Here is a 17243-nt window from a genome sequence, read left to right as displayed (position 1 = left end):
ACGAATTTTTTTATTGTGGACAAATCAATTGTTCAAATTGGGAAAAGGATTTCATCCGGCCAGTGAATAATTCATCACAGGTATTGCCTTTCAAACTGCACGTGTAGGACGCCAGGCCGGTTTTGATGCACATGGACAAGGTCGATAAGGATCTTTTTAGTGTTACCATGATATGCCCTCTCCGGAATCTCCGGATGCGGATTGGCGAACAGTTAAGAATCCCGCTTTTTATCCGGAACCTTAGCCCGTTTACTATCGATTCCTTCCCTCCCGATCCCATGCTGATAATCCATCGATGGGTGCGGGAACCGTCCGATAAATGCTACGAAGGTAAACGGCCTACGCTACTGAATAAGCCACTCCAGACCGGGGAATCAAGAAAACTTGTTGTGTATATCGAATCTCCGCCAGAGGAAGGGAAATATTGCCTTGATATAACAATTTTATATGATGGATGCCGGTTTGAAGACTGTTCCCCTGAAATCAGCACCAATCTCAACAACGTGCGTGTGAGTTATGCTCAGAAGAGAATCCATGCCAAGAGCTATGAGTCTGCTCTCAAAAAGGGAAAAATTGATATAGCAACATCTGCTTTTATCAAAGACCGGAAGCGGTTGGGTAGCTATTTTTCCGATACAAATACCTGTATTTTTACAATAAAAGGTGTCAAAGAATGGTGCAAGGACCAAGGATTACCGTATTATACCGTAAAAAAAGAAATACCAATGAATATCCTTGGAAAGGACAATCCGGACATCGTGCATGATCCATCATCTTGGAGTACAACACTCCCTGAAATTTATCTCGCGGAACTCAAAGATGTCAGTATCATCGGGGGGCATAATCCTCTCTTTGTCGACACACATGTAGCCCTGTACGATGAATATCTGCATCATAGGCGGGAGAAATTCGATTATACCCAGAATGGATATCAAATACTGTATGGTCCCGGTGACACCCTCACCGTGCACGGTGAGCAGGAAGTTGGTGAGCCAATACAGGAAGGGATTTTCATGTCAGGGATTCATTCTTCGAATTATTTCCACTGGTTAGTGGAATACATATCCCGTTTCTGGACCCTTGACCAGTTTCCGGAATACGGCCATATCCCTCTTATCATCGACCAAGATCTTCATCCCAATCTCCTGGAGGCACTGGATACAGTTTGTTCGGTGGAAAGAAAAATAATTCCTGTGAAATATGGAGAACGATATCTTGTACACAGACTTGTCGTTCCCTCCCGACTATCTTTTATTGTCCAGGAGTATAGGGAAGGAATTTTGCCTCAACCATCAGACACGGCAATTTCTCCAATCGCCATCTGGTATTTACGAAAACGATCAGGTCTAATCACCCTTCCTCAACGGAAGCCATTCAAACGATTGTATATTTCAAGAAGTGGCCAGGAAAATCGAATGTTACTAAACGAACGTGAAATTGAAGAGGTTTTCATGCAATACGGGTTCGAATCTGTCAATCCGGGTACCATGACATTTCATGAACAGGTGAAAGAATTCTCAACCGCAGGAATCATTGCCGGTCCAACTGGTGCCGGGTTCACGAATATCCTCTGGGCTCCTAAAGATGCAACGATTCTGCAGTTGATCGGGGAAGGAATGTCTCAGGGATTTTCACAAATTACCCGTATAATCGGACAGAACCTGATAGAGGTGCGGGGCGCTTCTCTCCCCGGGACGGGTCCAGTACCTTGGCAATGTCATTACGTCATTGCTATTGAAGAGGTGGAACGAATTATTCAGGGGGTTCTTGAATCACATCATCACTCTGAATCGGCATGACTTCCCCGGTATCATCAGTCAATGAGTTTCACGAAATTCCTGTTTAAGAATTATTTCCAGACTATGAACTTCGTAATGAAGACCGAATCCCGGCGCTGGTATTACATCCGGCAGGTATTTTTTTGTCCATGAGAAATCATTCCTGGTTGGATGGGTAGGAACAGGTCAGAATGATCAGGAAGAATACGCAAAAACGTAAATTAAAAAAGTCTTATTCCAGGAAGAGGAAAATCAAAAGGATACCCTCCCCCAGACTCGACATTCCTGTTGTCTGTTGTTTAACAAATCTATCAATGCGAATTGACGAGCAAAATAGAATTCCTCTCTTTATTTACAATAATACTGGCTTTCCTCTGGGTTCACCTTCTTCTGATCCGGTATACTTTATTTACCAGTGGAGATCTATTTCCGACGACAATCTCGTTCAGGGATACGCCAAGACGCCTCTCCGTGCTTTCTTGCCGGCAGGCTCATCAACAAAGATCAGCATGCATGTCGTTGCCCCCTACACCGCAGGCGATTATATGCTGGAAGTCATGATGAGCGGTTCTCACTCTGAACCTGTATGTGAAATTGCGGTTACCATCACGGAAGAACAAATGCGGACTCATGCCCGGGAGTATGAAATTGCGGTAGCCGAGGGGCGTCTGGATGAAGCGTTCACCTGCTATAAAAAGGATCAGGAATGTCTCGGCAATGATTTCTCTGAAAATGATACCTTTTTATGTATAGTATCAACTGTAAAAGAGTGGTGTACAGCCAATTCCCTCCCCTATACCATCGTACAGGAGGCTAGGGTCCAGGAAGAACCATCCCAAAGGGGGTTTGGCTCATTCTACCGGCAGAATATCTTCGGCTTCGGCGATGTTCCCGAAGGCTATTTTGCTGAATTGCGTGATGTTGTTATTATTGGCGGATATACCCTCATTCTCGCTGATAACAACTCGAGGGCATTATACGATGCGTACCTGCATCCGGAAAAAGAGAGCATTGATTTCCGACAATGGGATCGTATTATCAATGACGATGCCACAAATACCGTCCTTTTAACCTTTGAAAAAGATTGGGGCCCTGATATAGAAGAGGGGATATTCATGGACGGTGTCAATGCAGAAAATTATTTTCACTGGCTGATCGAATTTATCCCCCGCTTCTGGACCCTTGACCAGTTTGACATAGATGAAAGAATACCACTGATCGTTAATGCTAAACTTCATCCGAACCTAATCGAAGCCCTGGAAATGTGCAACTCGTCCCGGAGACCGATTATCTGCATCCATGACGGAATGCGTTACAGGGTGAAAAGACTGCTTGTACCATCCAATTTATCATTTATTCCGCTCGATGGAAAAAAGGGAGCAGAGACTGGATCATTGGGGGCAATCCCCCCCCTCGCTATACAATTTTTACGGCAGAAATTCTCTCACAACATGAGAAAACGTGATTATGGTATGGGACATCTTCTCTACATCCATCGGAAAGAGGCGTTATACCGCAGGCCCGTCAACGAAAAGGAGGTTGAGGAGACATTCGTTAAATACGGTTTTCTATCACTGAACCCTGCAGAACTCTCATTTAGTGAACAGGTAGCTCTCTTCTCCTCTGCCCGCGTGATCGCTGGTCCTGGGGGGGCGGGGCTGGTCAATATGATTTTTGCCCCGAACACAACCATAATCTTACCTCTGACCGCGACAGCATATTCCTTCTATTCATGGTTTGCCAGATATATGGATTTGGAAACGGTCAATGTCACAGGTAAACCAATTCCCGGAACTTCCATCGTTAAACATCAAAGAGATTATGTTATTGATGTTGAAAAAATAGAAGAAACCATTCAATCACTAGATGAGCTGTCCGGTATGGTATCAGGCAATCACCCCTTGAATAAACCCCATCAGGTATCACATATTTGCATCGATACTCTCCCCGTTTTCCCTGCCGACACAAGTTATCATATCGATAGAATCAATTGGAAGATTCGTTCTGATTATCCTTCAAGTATTTTTATTGACGGCGGACAGGATCTTTTCATCGAGGGCTGGGCTATTGATGTCATTGCAGATGCACCAGCGGCAACCGTCTTCATCTCTTTTGATTCTGGCCAGCAATATCGTGCATTCTACTCTCTGAAAAGACCGGATGTGTCAGCCCACTTCAGGAATGAAAAACTCTTGCATTGTGGTTTTATTGCAATAATACCTGCTAATAGTCTACCTCACGGGATAAGAAAATGTAGTTTAAAGATCGTTACACATGATCGACACCACTACTACCATTATCCTGACCTGATCACTTTTAATATCACCCAATAGAACTCCATCATTGGATCAACAATTTTTTTAAAAATTTATTAAAAATTCTTCAGGTTCGTAGAATTTTTCCGTTGATCTGTGAATTCAAGAAAATCACGAATATAGTCATCCTGATCGAAGTATTCTGACGCCAGGACCAGGCACACCGAGCCCGAAGAGAAATTTTCGAGCTCGCGCCAGGTCATCGGAGGAAGATAAAGACCATAATTGGGTCGGTTGAGATGAAATTTTCTTTTCAGGCTACCGTCGTGGATAATTACATCGAAACTTCCGCTCACTGATATTATTAACTGCTCAAGATTCCTGTGGGCATGCCCTCCACGTTCTTCCCCGGCTCGGGATATCATACAGATAATATACTCTCTGTATTTCAAAGGGAATATGTTTTTTAGCCTCAATAAAGGTGATATTCCCCCTGTAGTCGACTATTTTCGGCAATTTGATAATCCTGCATGTTTCCCTCTTCATTTGCTCCCCCCTATCCGAAAATGATCTCAAATCGTTCGGTTTTGTGGCAAGATGAAAGATATGTCTAGCCAATGAGTTATTATTGTAATAGTCTTTTTAATAAAGTATTTTTAATTTCTCCAGTGCGATTCTGTCAATTTTTCCACGCTTCAGTATCGAGATACAGCACTGGATCGATTATCTGACTTTCAATTCATAAAAATCATGAACAACAGCTCCCGACCCATAGCTTTCCTTGTACCGCGAAAGATTCCTATTCAGATACCATCCTTGCTGTTCGGTAGATACACCCAACGAAAGATATCTTTTCTTAAAATAAGTGGTTGTTATGAGATAGGGGACAATAAGGTCAAGGGCATGCATCTGTCGACCCTGTTCAGAATTTGCTACATATTGAATATGTGCGACATTTCTGCTTGCGTAAATCACCACTCCACCCAGGTGCTGATCCTCCTTATAGCATGAAAAAAACCGAATTTCATCGGGAAACCTATCCTTGAGTAACTTAATCTCTTCATAGCTGTGCACAGGTTTCGTGCCATACCTTTTCATGAGATTCGATCCCAAGATATCCCAGAATTCCTTGATGTTATCACTCTCCCTTACATCAAGCCCTGCCTTCTGTGCCTTCCGAATCCCCCTGGTACGGGAGCTCAGGGGTCTCAATGGTTCAGAGATGTTGATTGCAAAAGAAAGGTCGCGCCGGTAAAGCGATGCTTTATTGATAAAAAGGGCATACCGGTCTTCCTCTGCCGGAATCGTGTGAAAGATATAGGGGATTGATTTGTACCTGATCTTTTTTATGTTGTTTTGCTTTGCGTAACCCAGTAATTCACTGAAAATATCAAGCATGGTGACTGCCCTCATCTCCATCCCGCTGATGATTCCTCCAAAGGTTAAGCCTTCATGGGAATACAGGGTATCCTGATCAAGATGGGCAGGAAGAGTTGCGATAAGACGTTCGTCTTTGTAGAACATCAGGGAACAATCATCAAACCGATCCTGGTGATATTCCATGTAATTACGATCGAAGAGAAACATGCCGTTTTTTGATCTTGCAATAAATGCGTTCCATTCGGATTTTCTTTCAGGACCGTACGTTTCAACTGTAATCATCAGGCATTTCCTCCACAGGAGTTCATTCTATCATGATCGTGCATTCCCGCATGAATAGTAACCGGGGAGCCATCTGTCGATCGAAAAATCTGTTTCTATGGATAATCGGGATTAATAGACAAATAATTTTTCTTTCAAATGGAAATGTCGCGCTTATCTTCAAAATGAGAGGGTTCGACAGGCTTGAAATGCGGTCGGTTAAGGCAGTTTCAAATAACAGATTTGAACTCTGCCGACAATTCGCAAGATTTAAAAAAAAAAGGTGTCAATAAAATACTATACTTCATTCATTCCATGAAAAGTAACTTTGATCTATTATCCAACCAAAGTATTTATTCACAGATGTGTGGGTAACCTTAATGATTCCCAGGTCGTGAGAATTCATGGTCAATTATGGGAGAAATATTATTGGAAAAGGAACGACAATATTTGAACCTGTTGTCCTTGGATTCCCTTCACAGGAGCGAATAGGTGAAACAGATTATCCCGGAACAGTAATCGGAAAAGGTTCGGTTATCCGTTCCGGAACAGTCATATACTGCGACGTCGCTATTGGGGACAACCTTCAGTGCGGCCATAATATCCTGATTCGGGAGAAGACTACCATCGGTCATCATGCAACCATCGGTCACTCGGTTGTAATTGACGGTAATTGTGAAATTGGAGATTATGTCCGAATCCAGGCATTGGCCGGTATCTGTCCCTATTCTACTATCGGAAACGAGGTTTTTATTGGCCCGAACGCGATTTTTACAAATAACCGGTTCCCCCCGGATAAAAGGATCGAGCAAGGTCCTCTTATTAACGATAAAGCAGTAATTGGGGCTGGATCCATCATTCTCCCCGCGGTGGAGGTAGGGGCCGGTTCAGTTGTGGCGGCAGGATCAATTGTCACCCGCGATGTTCCACCTGGAATGCTGGCAATAGGCTCTCCAGCACGATTTCGTGAATTACCGGATGAGTTGCAGAAGTAACCTTGTATTGAGTCTTTCCCTGAAGTCTACCCATTAGTTTGAGTGGAGACCCGACGTTCCGCAGGTCCCGCGAAGAAACCAAACATTTTTAGATAAACTCACTACTATCCTTAACGGTTATAAATGGCATCGAATAAAAAACCAATCATCATCCACTAACGCTTGTTAGTGTTGTGATTAACGAAGTTTTCGGAGCTAACCTGTTAAATCGGTCGGATATCAATTTAATATACATCTGTTCACGATATAATTTAACCAACCGCTTGAAACGTTCTCTAATTATAAGGCCATTCACTGGTTTCTCCGGTATTCCCCGAGGCAACCCTCTGCAACCAGGTCTTATTTTCCAGATACCAGCGAATCGTTTTTTTAATACCCTCATCAAACCGTGTTGCCGCATTCCATCCAAGGACCCGGCGAATTTTTCCCGAGTCTATTGCATATCTGCGGTCGTGTCCTGGACGGTCAGCAACATGGCGGATCAGGTTTTCGTTGATTTCAAAATCACCGGTTTCTCTTGAAAGCTCCGAAAGCACCAGGCGGATCAAATCGAGATTCTCCAGTTCGTTATTCCCCCCGATGTTATAGATCTCACCGATACCCCCTCTTTCATAAGTGAGATCGACAGCTATACAATGGTCTTGCACATAGAGCCAGTCCCGAACCTGCCTCCCGTCCCCATAGACCGGGATTGGCTGGTGATCCAGTGCTTTGGTGATTACCAGAGGAACCAGTTTTTCAGGGAACTGGTAGGGGCCGTAATTATTTGAGCACCGGGTAATGATTACCGGAAGCCGGTAGGTGTCATGGTACGCAGAAGCAAGAAGGTCGGCGGATGCCTTGCTCGCAGAATACGGGTTGTGCGGATCGAGGGGAGTGTCCTCGGTGAAGTATCCGTCGGGTCCGAGCGAACCGTATACTTCATCGGTTGAGACCTGCAGGAATCTCGTATCCTCATCGCTGAATGAACTTTCCTGCCAGAATTTGAGAGCTGTATCAAGCAATACGCCGGTGCCAAGGATGTTTGATCTCATAAAAACTCTTGGATCCCGGATTGAACGGTCCACATAGCTTTCTGCAGCAAAGTTGATCACGCCTTCTATCCGGTATTCCTGAAATACCTCTTCGACTCTGTCCTGGTCACAGATGTCTCCCTTGATAAAGATAAACCGGTTCCGCTGGGACCCCGGGATGGCCGAAAGGTTGTCCAGATTTCCTGCATAAGTCAGGTTATCGTAGCCGATGACCGTCCGATCAGGGTGACTGTCCAGGTAATGGTACACGAAATTGCTGCCGATAAACCCTGCAACACCGGTAATCAGGATATTTCTGGTCATGATAAAAATTTCTCCATGAGATACCTTGCCGTGGCATCCTTCCAGCCGGGAAGATCGTATCCGAGCGCCTCACGGGTACCGAAATTGTCGAGCACCGAGCAGCGGGGTCTTTTTGCGGGGAGGGGAAATTCTTCAGAAGATGCCCTGATGATGGTCCCGTCCCAGCCAAGTATATCCAGGATAGCAGAAGCCCATTCGTAACGGGAGCAGTACCCACTGTTGGTGATGTGATAGAGTCCGTATTGTTCTGATCCGATGAGATCGAGGGTTGCCATGGCAAGATCAGCGGTATACGTGGGAGATGCCACCTGGTCATCGACGATTTTTAATTCCTTTGAGGCCCTGCTCCATTCGACCACTTTCTGTGCGAAGTTGGTATTATCTTTTCCAAAGACCCAGCTCACCCGTATGAGGAAAAACCGGTAGGAAAGATCCCGGACAAATTGCTCGCCCAGCAGCTTGCTTTCTCCATAACGGTTCAGAGGAGAGGGGGGGTCGAAAATAGTATAGGGCCTCTTCATCTCCCCATTAAAAACATAATCGCTGGAATAGTGAACCAGGACCCCGCTGCATTCATTGACCGCACAGGCAAGGTTTCTCACGCCGAGACCATTGATCTGGTACGCGTTTCTCCAGTCCTTTTCTGCCTGATCGACGGCATTGTATGCGGCACAGTTGATAAGTATGTCCCACGGGTGGTTTTGAAGGTATTTTCGAACCAAGGCAAAGTCGGTGATATCCAGGGTTCTTGAATCCGCCGCGGTGACCGGGAATCCCCGCTTTGTGCAGGCCCGGACGATATCCTGCCCCAGCTGTCCCCTCGCTCCAGTGACCAGGATTTTCAAGGCTGATTCCCTCCGAAAGTAAAAGGAGGCTCAATTTCACTCAGTCGTGGCAGTTGCCGGTCTTTTTCCGAAACGATCGGCTTCTGGATGCCATATTCCTCTAGCGGCCAGTGAATTTTCAATTGCGGGTCGTTCCACAGGATGCCTGCATCATGTTCCGGGTAATAGAACTCCGAGGTCTTATAGAGCACATGGGTATTCTCTTCAAGGGCGAGAAACCCGTGGGCGAACCCGGCCGGGATATGGATCGTCGCCCCAGCCGCTGACAGAGTAACCCCGGCAGACCTCCCGAATCCTGGTGAATTACTCCTGAGATCAACCACCACATCGAATATGGATCCTCTCACAACCCTGACCAGTTTCTCCTGAGGATGCTTTTTCTGGAAATGCAGCCCCCGAATCACACCCTTTTCAGAAGCAGAGTGATTATCCTGGACATATTCGGTATAGATCCCAATCTTTTCGAACTCCCTCTTGTTGTAGGACTCGAAAAAAAATCCGCGGCCATCGCTAAGGACAACAGGCTCGATGAGTGTGACACCGTCAAGGTCAGTAGGGATCTTCCTGAATTTATCCGTCATACATTCTCACTCATCCTTTCCGGTTAATGGATGGCATCAGTCATGAACATACACATCCTTTCCTGGAAGAGGAGTGTATCCCTCATGATCCCTCATCAATCACGTATCACTTCCGGCAAGTTCACTTAAATAGCTTCCATATTCCGTATTATTCATGCTTTCAGCCAGGTCTTTGAGCTGGTGCCTCGTGATATATCCCAGGTTAAAAGCAATTTCCTCGATACAGGCGATATAAAGGCCCTGTCTCTTCTGGATCGCTTCGATGAAATTGGATGCCTCAAGCAGTGAGCGGTGGGTACCTGCATCCAGCCATGCCATGCCTCTGCCAAGCGGTATCACCTTCAGGGCTCCCTTTTTCAGGTACTCCTTATTTACATCGGTAATCTCCAATTCGCCCCTTTTTGAAGGGGTGATCGTCTTCGCGATCCTGACCACCTCGTTATCATAGAAATAGAGTCCTGGTATCGCGTAATTCGACCGCGGTTTTTGGGGTTTTTCCTCAATGGATACCGGTTCTCCCCGGGAATCGAATTCCACGACCCCGTAGGCACGGGGGTCTTTCACGTAGTACCCGAATATCAGTGCCCCGCTGTCCAGCTGCACTGCATCCCGGAGTAGTGCGCTGAAATGCTGCCCGTAAAAGATGTTATCTCCGAGGATCAGGGCAACCTTGTCCCTCCCGATGAATTTTTCACCGATGATGAACGCCTCCGCCAGTCCTCCGGGATTTTCCTGGACAGCATATGAGAACTTAATTCCGAGCCGGCTTCCATCTCCCAGCAGTTCTTCATATGCGGGGATATCGCGGGGTGTCGATATGATCAGGATTTCGCGGATCCCGGCAAGCATCAGCACTGAAAGAGGATAATAGATGAGCGGTTTGTCATACACCGGGAGCAGGTGTTTCGATACACCCCTGGTTAGCGGATAAAGACGGGTACCGAATCCCCCAGCCAGAATAATCCCCTTCATAATACAATATGGTATCGTATCGCTATATATGCATTTTTTGAAGGTGGGGTGGGGCTTTCGAGAGAGATTAGGCACTTTGCTGATATGGGCGAATCGCTGGAGGGGTGGTCCGCTGCTCTACTGAAGAACATAAAAACATTCGATCGAGAAAAACACACGAGATAAGGAGGATATGGAATTATTCTCCAACACGCTGAACCGGAGTTATTCCCAGCTTGTCCATTTTTTGTTCGGTTCTGCGTGTCGTGGAGATGGTCAATACCAGTTCTAAAAGAAACCATTTTAGGTTTATCCGGTTACTCTTCATATGTCCGATGAACCTGAATGCCGGAAAATATCAAGACGAGGCACTTCTGAAACTGTACCTGGCACATTCGTATGACGTTCAAAATAATCTCTGCAGTTCTGGTTATCCTGGTATTCGTTTGTTCCGTACCAGTCTGGGCAGATAACCTGACCCCTCCTGATTCCGGGATCTTACGCATGGAACAGGAAGGCTATGCCGATAATGCGACTCCGGACTCCCTGTGGGGATCGATTTCAAATGAACCGGCACTGGCAACGGAACCGGCCGTTCCGATGGATTCAGCACCCACACCCGAGACGATGGTCGAAACAGAAGCTGCACTGTTTTTTCCATCGTATGATGCCGCCGCAGAATTCCCTTTGTCCGCTGAAACACCCGCTTTTGCAGAACCAACAGCCCTTTCGAAAGAGACCATGATCGAAGCCGCCATTGCGTACTATATCAATGTCGAGCGGGTAAACATGGGCCTTCGTCCCTATACCTATAACGAAACACTTGCATCGGTGGCCAGGAACCACACGCTATTGATGATCAGCTCGGATTATGGCGGCCACACCATTCCCGGAGAACCGAACCTGGGAACCCGCCTCACTGCCGCAGGAATACCCTGGCTTGCCTGGGGGGAGTGCATTTCGTTCGGCTATCCGGATCTCGATGCAGACACTGTGGCAAACATGATCGTCCATGATCTGGTCTGGGACGATGCAGCCTCGAGCTGGGGGCACCGGAGAATCATCCTCGACGGCCTCACGAGCGATCCCGGGTATCCTACACCAACCGTGTACGGTTTCAACCTGGTCGGAACCGGAGCTGCCTATGGATCTTTGAGATTCCTTGGCGGGGCACGATATACCGGCTGGCATGCAACAATGGATTTTGTGAAAGTAACACTACCACAGCAGGTTTATCCAAAGATCGGCATCTTCCGGGACGGCCTCTGGGTTCTGGACTACAACGGGAACTACCTGTGGGATGGTCCGGGGATCGATCGGGTTGCCTTTATCGGACAGGCTGGTGATGTTCCCGTTATCGGAGATTGGAACGGAGATGGTACCGATAAGATCGGCATCTTCCGGGACGGTCTCTGGGTCCTCGATTACAACGGGAACTTCGTGTGGGATGGTCCGGGGATCGATCGGGTTGCCTTTATCGGACAGGCTGGCGATGTTCCCGTTATCGGAGATTGGAACGGAGATGGTACCGATAAGATCGGCATCTTCCGGGACGGTCTCTGGGTCCTCGATTACAACGGGAACTTCGTGTGGGATGGTCCGGGGATCGATCGGGTTGCCTGGATCGGACAGGCTGGTGATGTTCCCGTTATCGGAGATTGGAACGGAGATGGTACCGATAAGATCGGCATCTTCCGGGACGGCCTCTGGGTCCTCGATTACAACGGGAACTTCGTGTGGGATGGTCCGGGAATCGATCAGGTTGCCTGTATCGGCCAGGCAGGCGATATTGCCGTTGTTGGAGATTGGAACAGTGATGGTACCGATAAGATCGGCATCTTCCGGGATGGCCTCTGGGTCCTCGACTACAGCGGGAACTTCGTGTGGGATGGTCCGGGGATCGATCGGGTTGCCTTTATCGGACAGGCTGGGGATATTGCCGTTGTTGGAGATTGGAACAGTGATGGTACCGATAAGATCGGCATCTTCCGGGATGGCCTCTGGGTCCTCGACTACAGCGGGAACTTCGTGTGGGATGGTCAGGGGATCGATCGGGTTGCCTTTATCGGACAGGCTGGGGATATTGCCGTTGTTGGACCATGGTGAAAAAGTTATCAATATCAATAAAAAACTTTCATGAAGTTGGAGCTTAGCACCGAAGTGAAGAAAATCTAACCTTGTGCAAGATCTTCTTTTATGAGCGGTGAAGGCTGTTTGTCTTTCAGGACTTGGATCCTGTTACAAAAACCAGCCTAGCATGACTCATCGAACACCGAAGTGCGCCCGAGAGCGCGGATTACAAAGTGGCCTCCGAGTAATCATTCTGTCCACACGAGGTAAATATGAGGAGATCACGAAGTGAAGTTGGCGGGAAAAACGTTCACAAGAAATGTCTCGTTAGGACGGCTCTATACCGGAGCAAGGAGAAGAAAACCGAGAAAATTCCAAATCCACTGGAACATCTTCTTCAATTGCGGGAATGGATCCTTGCGGAACAATACGAGGTTATGGCATTTGAATCGATGGGAGATTACTGAATTCCTCTTTACGACGCCTTGCAGGTAAGCGTTGAGACGATCGTTGCGAATGCCTACCACATCAAGTGGATACCGTGGAAGAGGACCGATACAATCGATTCGGAATGGATCGCAAGAGCTTGCACTGAACGATTTAGTCACACCTTCAAGTCCTGATCTGTCCGATTGAAAATCTCCGGTCTTCACAGGGAAAAAGGCATTCCCTGTGGGTCACGCCGGGTTCTGCTTCCGGATCTCCCTGTACCATGCGATGGTCTCTTCCAGTCCCTCGCGAAACTCCATCGCCGCTTCGAACCCGAACTCCCGCTTCGCCCGCGAGGTATCAAGACACCTCCGGGGCTGGCCGTCGGGCTTTGATGTATCCCAGGCGATGTTTCCATCAAATCCGGTCAGCTCGGCAATGAGATCCACCAGGTCCCTGATCCTGATCTCCTTCCCGGACCCGAGGTTCACCGGTTCTGGACCGTTATAGGATTCGGTGGCCATGGCGATTCCCCGGGCGGCATCCTTCACGTAGATGAACTCCCGTGATACCGACCCGGTCCCCCAGACCTCCACGCTCTCCTTACCTTCATCCACTGCCTCGACAAATTTCCGGATGAGGGCCGGGATGACATGCGAGACTGCCGGGTCGAAATTGTCCCGCGGCCCGTACAGGTTGACCGGGAGGAGGTAGATGGCATTGAACCCGTACTGCTCGCGATACGTCTGCGCCTGGACGAGGAGCATCTTCTTGGCAAGACCGTAGGGCGCATTCGTCTCCTCGGGATACCCGTTCCAGAGATCTTCCTCGCGGAACGGCACCGGGGTGAACTTGGGATAGGCACAGATCGTGCCGATAACCACGCATTTTTCAACCCCTTCCAGGCGGGCGGCCTCGATGACATGGATGCCCATGAGGGCATTGTCATAGAAGAGAACCGCCGGGTTGTCCCGGTTAAAGCCGATCCCCCCCACCGTAGCTGCCAGGTGGATGACGAGATCCTGCCCGGCCACGACCCGGTCACAATCCTCACGTCTCCGGAGGTCGGCATCCCTGCTCCGGGGTATCCGGATCTGGGAATCACGAACCCCCCTCCTCCGGAGCTCCTCTACAAGATGCGACCCAAGAAAACCTGCCCCACCCGTGATCAGGATTCGCTTTCCATCCCAGTAGTTCATTTTAAAACCTCCCCGGCTAATCGGACTTCCACCACCGGTCAGGATATATGCGGGCGAGGATTTCATCGCCTTCTCCGGGCGGGTTTATCCCGGCAATCCTGAGATCGGCGTCAACCATGATCTTCACGAGCTCGGGGAACCTGATCCGGGGTTTCCATTGGAGCACCGTTTCCGCACGCGAAGGATCGGCGATCAATACCTCCACTTCGGTTGGCCGGAAGTAGCGGTGATCGATGCGGACATGCTCCTCAACATTCAGACCGGTATAGGCGAATGCCGCCTCGAGGAACTCCTTCACCGAATGAGTCTCGCCAGTCCCGATCACGAAGTCACCGGGAGTGTCCTGCTGGAGAATCTTCCACATGCACTCCACGTATTCGGGGGCATAGCCCCAATCACGTCGTGCATCGAGGTTGCCGAGATACAGGTACCGATCCTTTCCCCCGAGGATCCGGGCAATCGCCCTGGTTATCTTCCGGGTGACAAACGTTTCCCCCCTTCGCGGCGATTCGTGGTTGAAGAGGATGCCGTTCGAGGCGAAGAGTTGGTATCCTTCCCGGTAGTTCCGGGTCATCCAGAAGGCATACAGCTTGGCGCAGGCGTAGGGGCTCCGGGGCTGGAACGGGGTTGTTTCACTCTGGGGAGGTGGTGCAGACCCGAACATCTCGCTCGAGGAAGCCTGGTAGAATCTGATCCCGGTCGCGCACTGGTACCGGATGCATTCGAGGAGACGGGTTGTCCCGATTCCGGTTACGTTTCCGGTGTATTCGGGAGTGTCAAAACTTACCCGGACATGGCTCTGCGCCCCGAGATGGTAGATCTCATCGGGGCAAATGTTGTAGATGACATTGGAGATCATCTCGTTGTCTGAAAGGTCCCCGTAGTGGAGGAAGAGCTGGGCACCCCTCACATGGGGATCGACGTAAATATGATCGATCCGGCTGGTATTAAAGGTCGATGATCGTCGGATGAGGCCATGTACTTCATATCCTTTGGATAACAGGAGCTCGGCCAGGTACGACCCGTCCTGGCCGGTTATTCCCGTGATGAATGCCTTTTTATGTGCCATGGATTACGTTCCACCTTCAACCACTGTCGATGATTCGGAACAGATCTTTATGCCTCCCGCAGGGGCGTATGTGACTATGCGATTTCTTCCGTTATAGTCGTTGTTCATTTTCCGGGACAGAAGAAGGCATCATATTGTTCCTGATTGTTTGAACAGCTGATTGATTCCTCATAGCTCAGCTCAGAACATCAGGAATAACGAAAAGCAATTCATTTTCTTGGGAAGAAGACGGCATCTCAGTTAATTCATACAAATCAATGATCGATTAGCCAACCGGAAGAGAACGGAATAACTTCAAGGTATCGGGATCAACGAATTTTTTTTTAAAAAAAAACTAAATAAAATGCTTCGCTCACCATGTGAAAGATAGATGTTGGGATATCCTTATTCACTCTGTAACTTATTACTCCCTCATGCCCTCTCCTGCCACCGGCTGCCTCATCTGCGGCGCCCCCATCGAATACTTTACTGAGCCGGAGGAGATGGAATGCCTGTTCTGCAAAGAAAAACACCTCTCCTTCTCCCGGTGCGTGAATGGCCATTACGTCTGCGACCGCTGCCACAGGATGGGTGCCGATGACCTGATCGAGTCCACCACCATCCGGAGCACATCGGACAACCCCTTCGTCATCGCCGAACCGCTCCTGGAAAGTCCGGCCATCAAGATGCATGGCCCTGAACACCATTTCCTGGTCCCGGCGGTGTTAATCGCAGCGCTCTACAACCACTCCGGTCAGCAGGACCGGAAGGAGCGGTGCATCAAGGCAGCCCGTAGGCGAGCGGAGCTGGTGAAGGGGGGTTTCTGCGGGATGATGGGCGACTGCGGGGCGGCGGTGGGAACCGGTATCTTCGTGAGCGTGGTCACCGGGGCAACACCGCTTTCCCAGGAAGAGTGGCGGCTCTCGAACCTGGTCACGGCCCGCACGCTTGGGGAGATCGCACTGCATGGCGGCCCGCGCTGCTGCAAGCGAAACACCTTCCTCGCGCTCCAGTCAGCGGTCAGGTTCCTGGACGAGGAAATGCACATCAGACTGCCCATGCCAAGGATCATCCGTTGCCGGTTCAGCACCAGGAACGCGGAGTGCCTGAAGGAGAAGTGCCCCTTCTACCCGGGAGTGTGATGTTGGGATTGGGCACTGGTTCGGATACCGGATCTGTAAAGAGTACACTCTCCCCGATATGGGAGGCGGGATCCTGGTCCGGAAAGGGAGAACCGGGGATCAGTACCATTCCATCTTCAGCGGATCGGATATTGCGAAGCTCACCCGGGTTTTTATTGATTCCCGTCCCGGTACCGCTCGAGCACCTGCCTGATGATCAGGCTCGAGCTGCAGTAAGTGTCGCCGGCATACTTCCCGATCCTGACCACCTCGGCAGAAATGCCCTGTGCCGCCAGTTCCTTCCGGAGCTTCTCCTCGTTGAAGTGCTGGTTGAACCCGATGGTGATGACCGCCGGCCGGATCTCCCGGATCGGCCGGAACATGTCGTGGAGGTCACCGAGAACGGCATGGTCGACCGGCTTTAGGGAGGCGACCATCTTCAGCCGCTGATCCTCAGGGACGATCGGCCGGGGCTTGTGCTTCACGTTCGCGTCCCGGGCAACGATCACGTACAGCACGTCGCCGAGTCGCCGCGACTCTTCGAGGTAGTACAGGTGCCCGGTATGGAGTAGATCAAACGTCCCGGTCGCGACCACCCGTCTCATCCCACCACCTCGAGCTCTACCGGAGTCCCGTTGGCCCGGAAGCAGGCCCAGTCCCCCTCGTTGTAAGGGAAGCCGACGATGAGGTGATAGCTCCCGGTACGGGGGAAGAAAGAGAGGTCGGCATCCGAGGGGATGAGCACGCCGTTTGGATGTGAGTGGACGCTCCCGGCAAGGTGGGTGTCAAGCGGCATCATGTCGAGGTACAGGCTCGCCGAGACCCCGGTACTGGTGGTCCCGGGAAGGAGGTTCAGTTCCTCGATGATCCCGTCCTTCTCCCGCAGCAGGCCGGCGTACTCGTTCGGGTGCTGCTCTTTGCCGACCTGCAGCAGGAGGATGAGGAGATCCTTTCGTATGCCCCGTATCTGCATCCTGTTCTTCTTCATTTGGT

At 49.5% G+C, this 17243-nt stretch carries 15 protein-coding genes and 1 pseudogene; 6 read left to right on the top strand and 10 right to left on the bottom strand.

What is annotated here, in order from left to right; all coding sequences use genetic code 11:
• Window positions 1–131 precede the first annotated feature (131 nt).
• Together IPI71_05920 and IPI71_05915 are read left to right on the top strand one after the other, a co-directional pair.
• Complete coding sequence (locus IPI71_05920; protein QQR70235.1) at window positions 132–1799, top strand: glycosyltransferase family 61 protein; 1668 nt, start codon at window positions 132–134, stop codon at window positions 1797–1799.
• Window positions 1800–2092: 293 nt separating this feature from the next.
• Window positions 2093–4111 (top strand): glycosyltransferase family 61 protein, encoded by a 2019-nt coding sequence (locus IPI71_05915; protein ID QQR70234.1) that lies wholly within the window; start codon window positions 2093–2095, stop codon window positions 4109–4111.
• A 38-nt stretch (window positions 4112–4149) separates the two neighbouring features.
• On the opposite strand, the pseudogene IPI71_05910 reads toward IPI71_05915, so the two are convergent.
• Both IPI71_05910 and IPI71_05905 read right to left on the bottom strand, forming a co-directional pair.
• Window positions 4150–4579: pseudogene (locus tag IPI71_05910) on the bottom strand (WxcM-like domain-containing protein).
• Window positions 4580–4756: 177 nt separating this feature from the next.
• The gene (locus tag IPI71_05905; GenBank protein QQR70233.1) at window positions 4757–5695 is read right to left on the bottom strand and encodes a GNAT family N-acetyltransferase; all 939 of its coding nucleotides are present in this window, start codon (window positions 5693–5695) and stop codon (window positions 4757–4759) included.
• A gap of 383 nt (window positions 5696–6078) precedes the next feature.
• Here IPI71_05905 and IPI71_05900 point away from each other — a divergent pair, with 383 nt between their 5' ends.
• The gene (locus tag IPI71_05900; GenBank protein QQR70232.1) at window positions 6079–6669 is read left to right on the top strand and encodes an N-acetyltransferase; all 591 of its coding nucleotides are present in this window, start codon (window positions 6079–6081) and stop codon (window positions 6667–6669) included.
• 275 nt (window positions 6670–6944) lie between these two features.
• On the opposite strand, the gene rfbB is transcribed toward IPI71_05900, so the two are convergent.
• The 4 genes from rfbB to rfbA all read right to left on the bottom strand — a co-directional run bounded on the left by rfbB (window position 6945) and on the right by rfbA (window position 10404).
• The gene (gene rfbB / locus IPI71_05895) at window positions 6945–8006 is read right to left on the bottom strand and encodes a dTDP-glucose 4,6-dehydratase (GenBank protein QQR70231.1); all 1062 of its coding nucleotides are present in this window, start codon (window positions 8004–8006) and stop codon (window positions 6945–6947) included.
• Window positions 8003–8851 (bottom strand): dTDP-4-dehydrorhamnose reductase, encoded by an 849-nt coding sequence (gene rfbD, locus IPI71_05890; protein QQR70230.1) that lies wholly within the window; start codon window positions 8849–8851, stop codon window positions 8003–8005. The genes rfbB and rfbD overlap by 4 nt, the downstream gene beginning before the upstream one ends.
• A complete protein-coding gene (gene rfbC / locus IPI71_05885) occupies window positions 8848–9432 on the bottom strand; it encodes a dTDP-4-dehydrorhamnose 3,5-epimerase (GenBank protein QQR70229.1) in 585 nt (194 codons plus the stop codon). The genes rfbD and rfbC overlap by 4 nt, the downstream gene beginning before the upstream one ends.
• A 99-nt stretch (window positions 9433–9531) precedes the next feature.
• Complete coding sequence (rfbA, locus tag IPI71_05880) at window positions 9532–10404, bottom strand: glucose-1-phosphate thymidylyltransferase RfbA (protein QQR70228.1); 873 nt, start codon at window positions 10402–10404, stop codon at window positions 9532–9534.
• A 483-nt stretch (window positions 10405–10887) separates the two neighbouring features.
• Here rfbA and IPI71_05875 point away from each other — a divergent pair, with 483 nt between their 5' ends.
• Both IPI71_05875 and IPI71_05870 read left to right on the top strand, forming a co-directional pair.
• Window positions 10888–12489, top strand: a complete 1602-nt coding sequence (locus IPI71_05875; GenBank protein QQR70227.1) for a hypothetical protein — start codon at window positions 10888–10890, stop codon at window positions 12487–12489.
• 236 nt (window positions 12490–12725) lie between these two features.
• A complete protein-coding gene (locus IPI71_05870) occupies window positions 12726–12920 on the top strand; it encodes a hypothetical protein (GenBank protein ID QQR70226.1) in 195 nt (64 codons plus the stop codon).
• Window positions 12921–13130: 210 nt separating this feature from the next.
• Here the strand turns inward: IPI71_05870 and IPI71_05865 are convergent, their stop codons facing one another.
• Window positions 13131–14081, bottom strand: a complete 951-nt coding sequence (locus IPI71_05865; GenBank protein QQR70225.1) for a GDP-L-fucose synthase — start codon at window positions 14079–14081, stop codon at window positions 13131–13133.
• Between the two features lie 16 nt (window positions 14082–14097).
• Window positions 14098–15150, bottom strand: a complete 1053-nt coding sequence (gene gmd / locus IPI71_05860) for a GDP-mannose 4,6-dehydratase (protein QQR70224.1) — start codon at window positions 15148–15150, stop codon at window positions 14098–14100.
• A 413-nt stretch (window positions 15151–15563) separates the two neighbouring features.
• On the opposite strand from gmd, the gene IPI71_05855 reads away from it, so the two are divergent.
• The gene (locus IPI71_05855) at window positions 15564–16271 is read left to right on the top strand and encodes an SAM-dependent methyltransferase (GenBank protein QQR70223.1); all 708 of its coding nucleotides are present in this window, start codon (window positions 15564–15566) and stop codon (window positions 16269–16271) included.
• A 152-nt stretch (window positions 16272–16423) separates the two neighbouring features.
• On the opposite strand, the gene IPI71_05850 is transcribed toward IPI71_05855, so the two are convergent.
• The gene (locus IPI71_05850) at window positions 16424–16855 is read right to left on the bottom strand and encodes an FAD synthase (protein ID QQR70222.1); all 432 of its coding nucleotides are present in this window, start codon (window positions 16853–16855) and stop codon (window positions 16424–16426) included.
• Entirely contained in the window at window positions 16852–17223 is a 372-nt protein-coding gene (locus IPI71_05845) for a Mov34/MPN/PAD-1 family protein (GenBank protein QQR71963.1), read from the bottom strand. The genes IPI71_05850 and IPI71_05845 overlap by 4 nt, the downstream gene beginning before the upstream one ends.
• Window positions 17224–17243: the final 20 nt, after the last annotated feature.

Source organism: Methanolinea sp. (assembly GCA_016699325.1).
Taxonomy (GTDB): Archaea; Halobacteriota; Methanomicrobia; order Methanomicrobiales; family Methanospirillaceae; genus UBA9949.
Note: the sequence above shows the minus strand (reverse complement) of the source record. Positions and strands in the feature narration are given on the sequence as shown.

What these genes read in the sequence shown, in the direction of transcription:
- IPI71_05920 (QQR70235.1), top strand. Translation starts at nt 132, where the DNA reads ATGGACAAGGTCGATAAGGATCTTTTTAGTGTTACCATGATATGCCCT.
- IPI71_05915 (QQR70234.1), top strand. Translation starts at nt 2,093, where the DNA reads ATGCGAATTGACGAGCAAAATAGAATTCCTCTCTTTATTTACAATAAT.
- IPI71_05905 (QQR70233.1), bottom strand. Translation starts at nt 5,695, where the DNA reads ATGATTACAGTTGAAACGTACGGTCCTGAAAGAAAATCCGAATGGAAC.
- IPI71_05900 (QQR70232.1), top strand. Translation starts at nt 6,079, where the DNA reads ATGGTCAATTATGGGAGAAATATTATTGGAAAAGGAACGACAATATTT.
- rfbB (QQR70231.1), bottom strand. Translation starts at nt 8,006, where the DNA reads ATGACCAGAAATATCCTGATTACCGGTGTTGCAGGGTTTATCGGCAGC.
- rfbC (QQR70229.1), bottom strand. Translation starts at nt 9,432, where the DNA reads ATGACGGATAAATTCAGGAAGATCCCTACTGACCTTGACGGTGTCACA.
- rfbA (QQR70228.1), bottom strand. Translation starts at nt 10,404, where the DNA reads ATGAAGGGGATTATTCTGGCTGGGGGATTCGGTACCCGTCTTTATCCG.
- IPI71_05875 (QQR70227.1), top strand. Translation starts at nt 10,888, where the DNA reads ATGGAACAGGAAGGCTATGCCGATAATGCGACTCCGGACTCCCTGTGG.
- IPI71_05870 (QQR70226.1), top strand. Translation starts at nt 12,726, where the DNA reads ATGAGGAGATCACGAAGTGAAGTTGGCGGGAAAAACGTTCACAAGAAA.
- IPI71_05865 (QQR70225.1), bottom strand. Translation starts at nt 14,081, where the DNA reads ATGAACTACTGGGATGGAAAGCGAATCCTGATCACGGGTGGGGCAGGT.
- gmd (QQR70224.1), bottom strand. Translation starts at nt 15,150, where the DNA reads ATGGCACATAAAAAGGCATTCATCACGGGAATAACCGGCCAGGACGGG.
- IPI71_05855 (QQR70223.1), top strand. Translation starts at nt 15,564, where the DNA reads ATGCCCTCTCCTGCCACCGGCTGCCTCATCTGCGGCGCCCCCATCGAA.
- IPI71_05850 (QQR70222.1), bottom strand. Translation starts at nt 16,855, where the DNA reads ATGAGACGGGTGGTCGCGACCGGGACGTTTGATCTACTCCATACCGGG.
- IPI71_05845 (QQR71963.1), bottom strand. Translation starts at nt 17,223, where the DNA reads ATGCAGATACGGGGCATACGAAAGGATCTCCTCATCCTCCTGCTGCAG.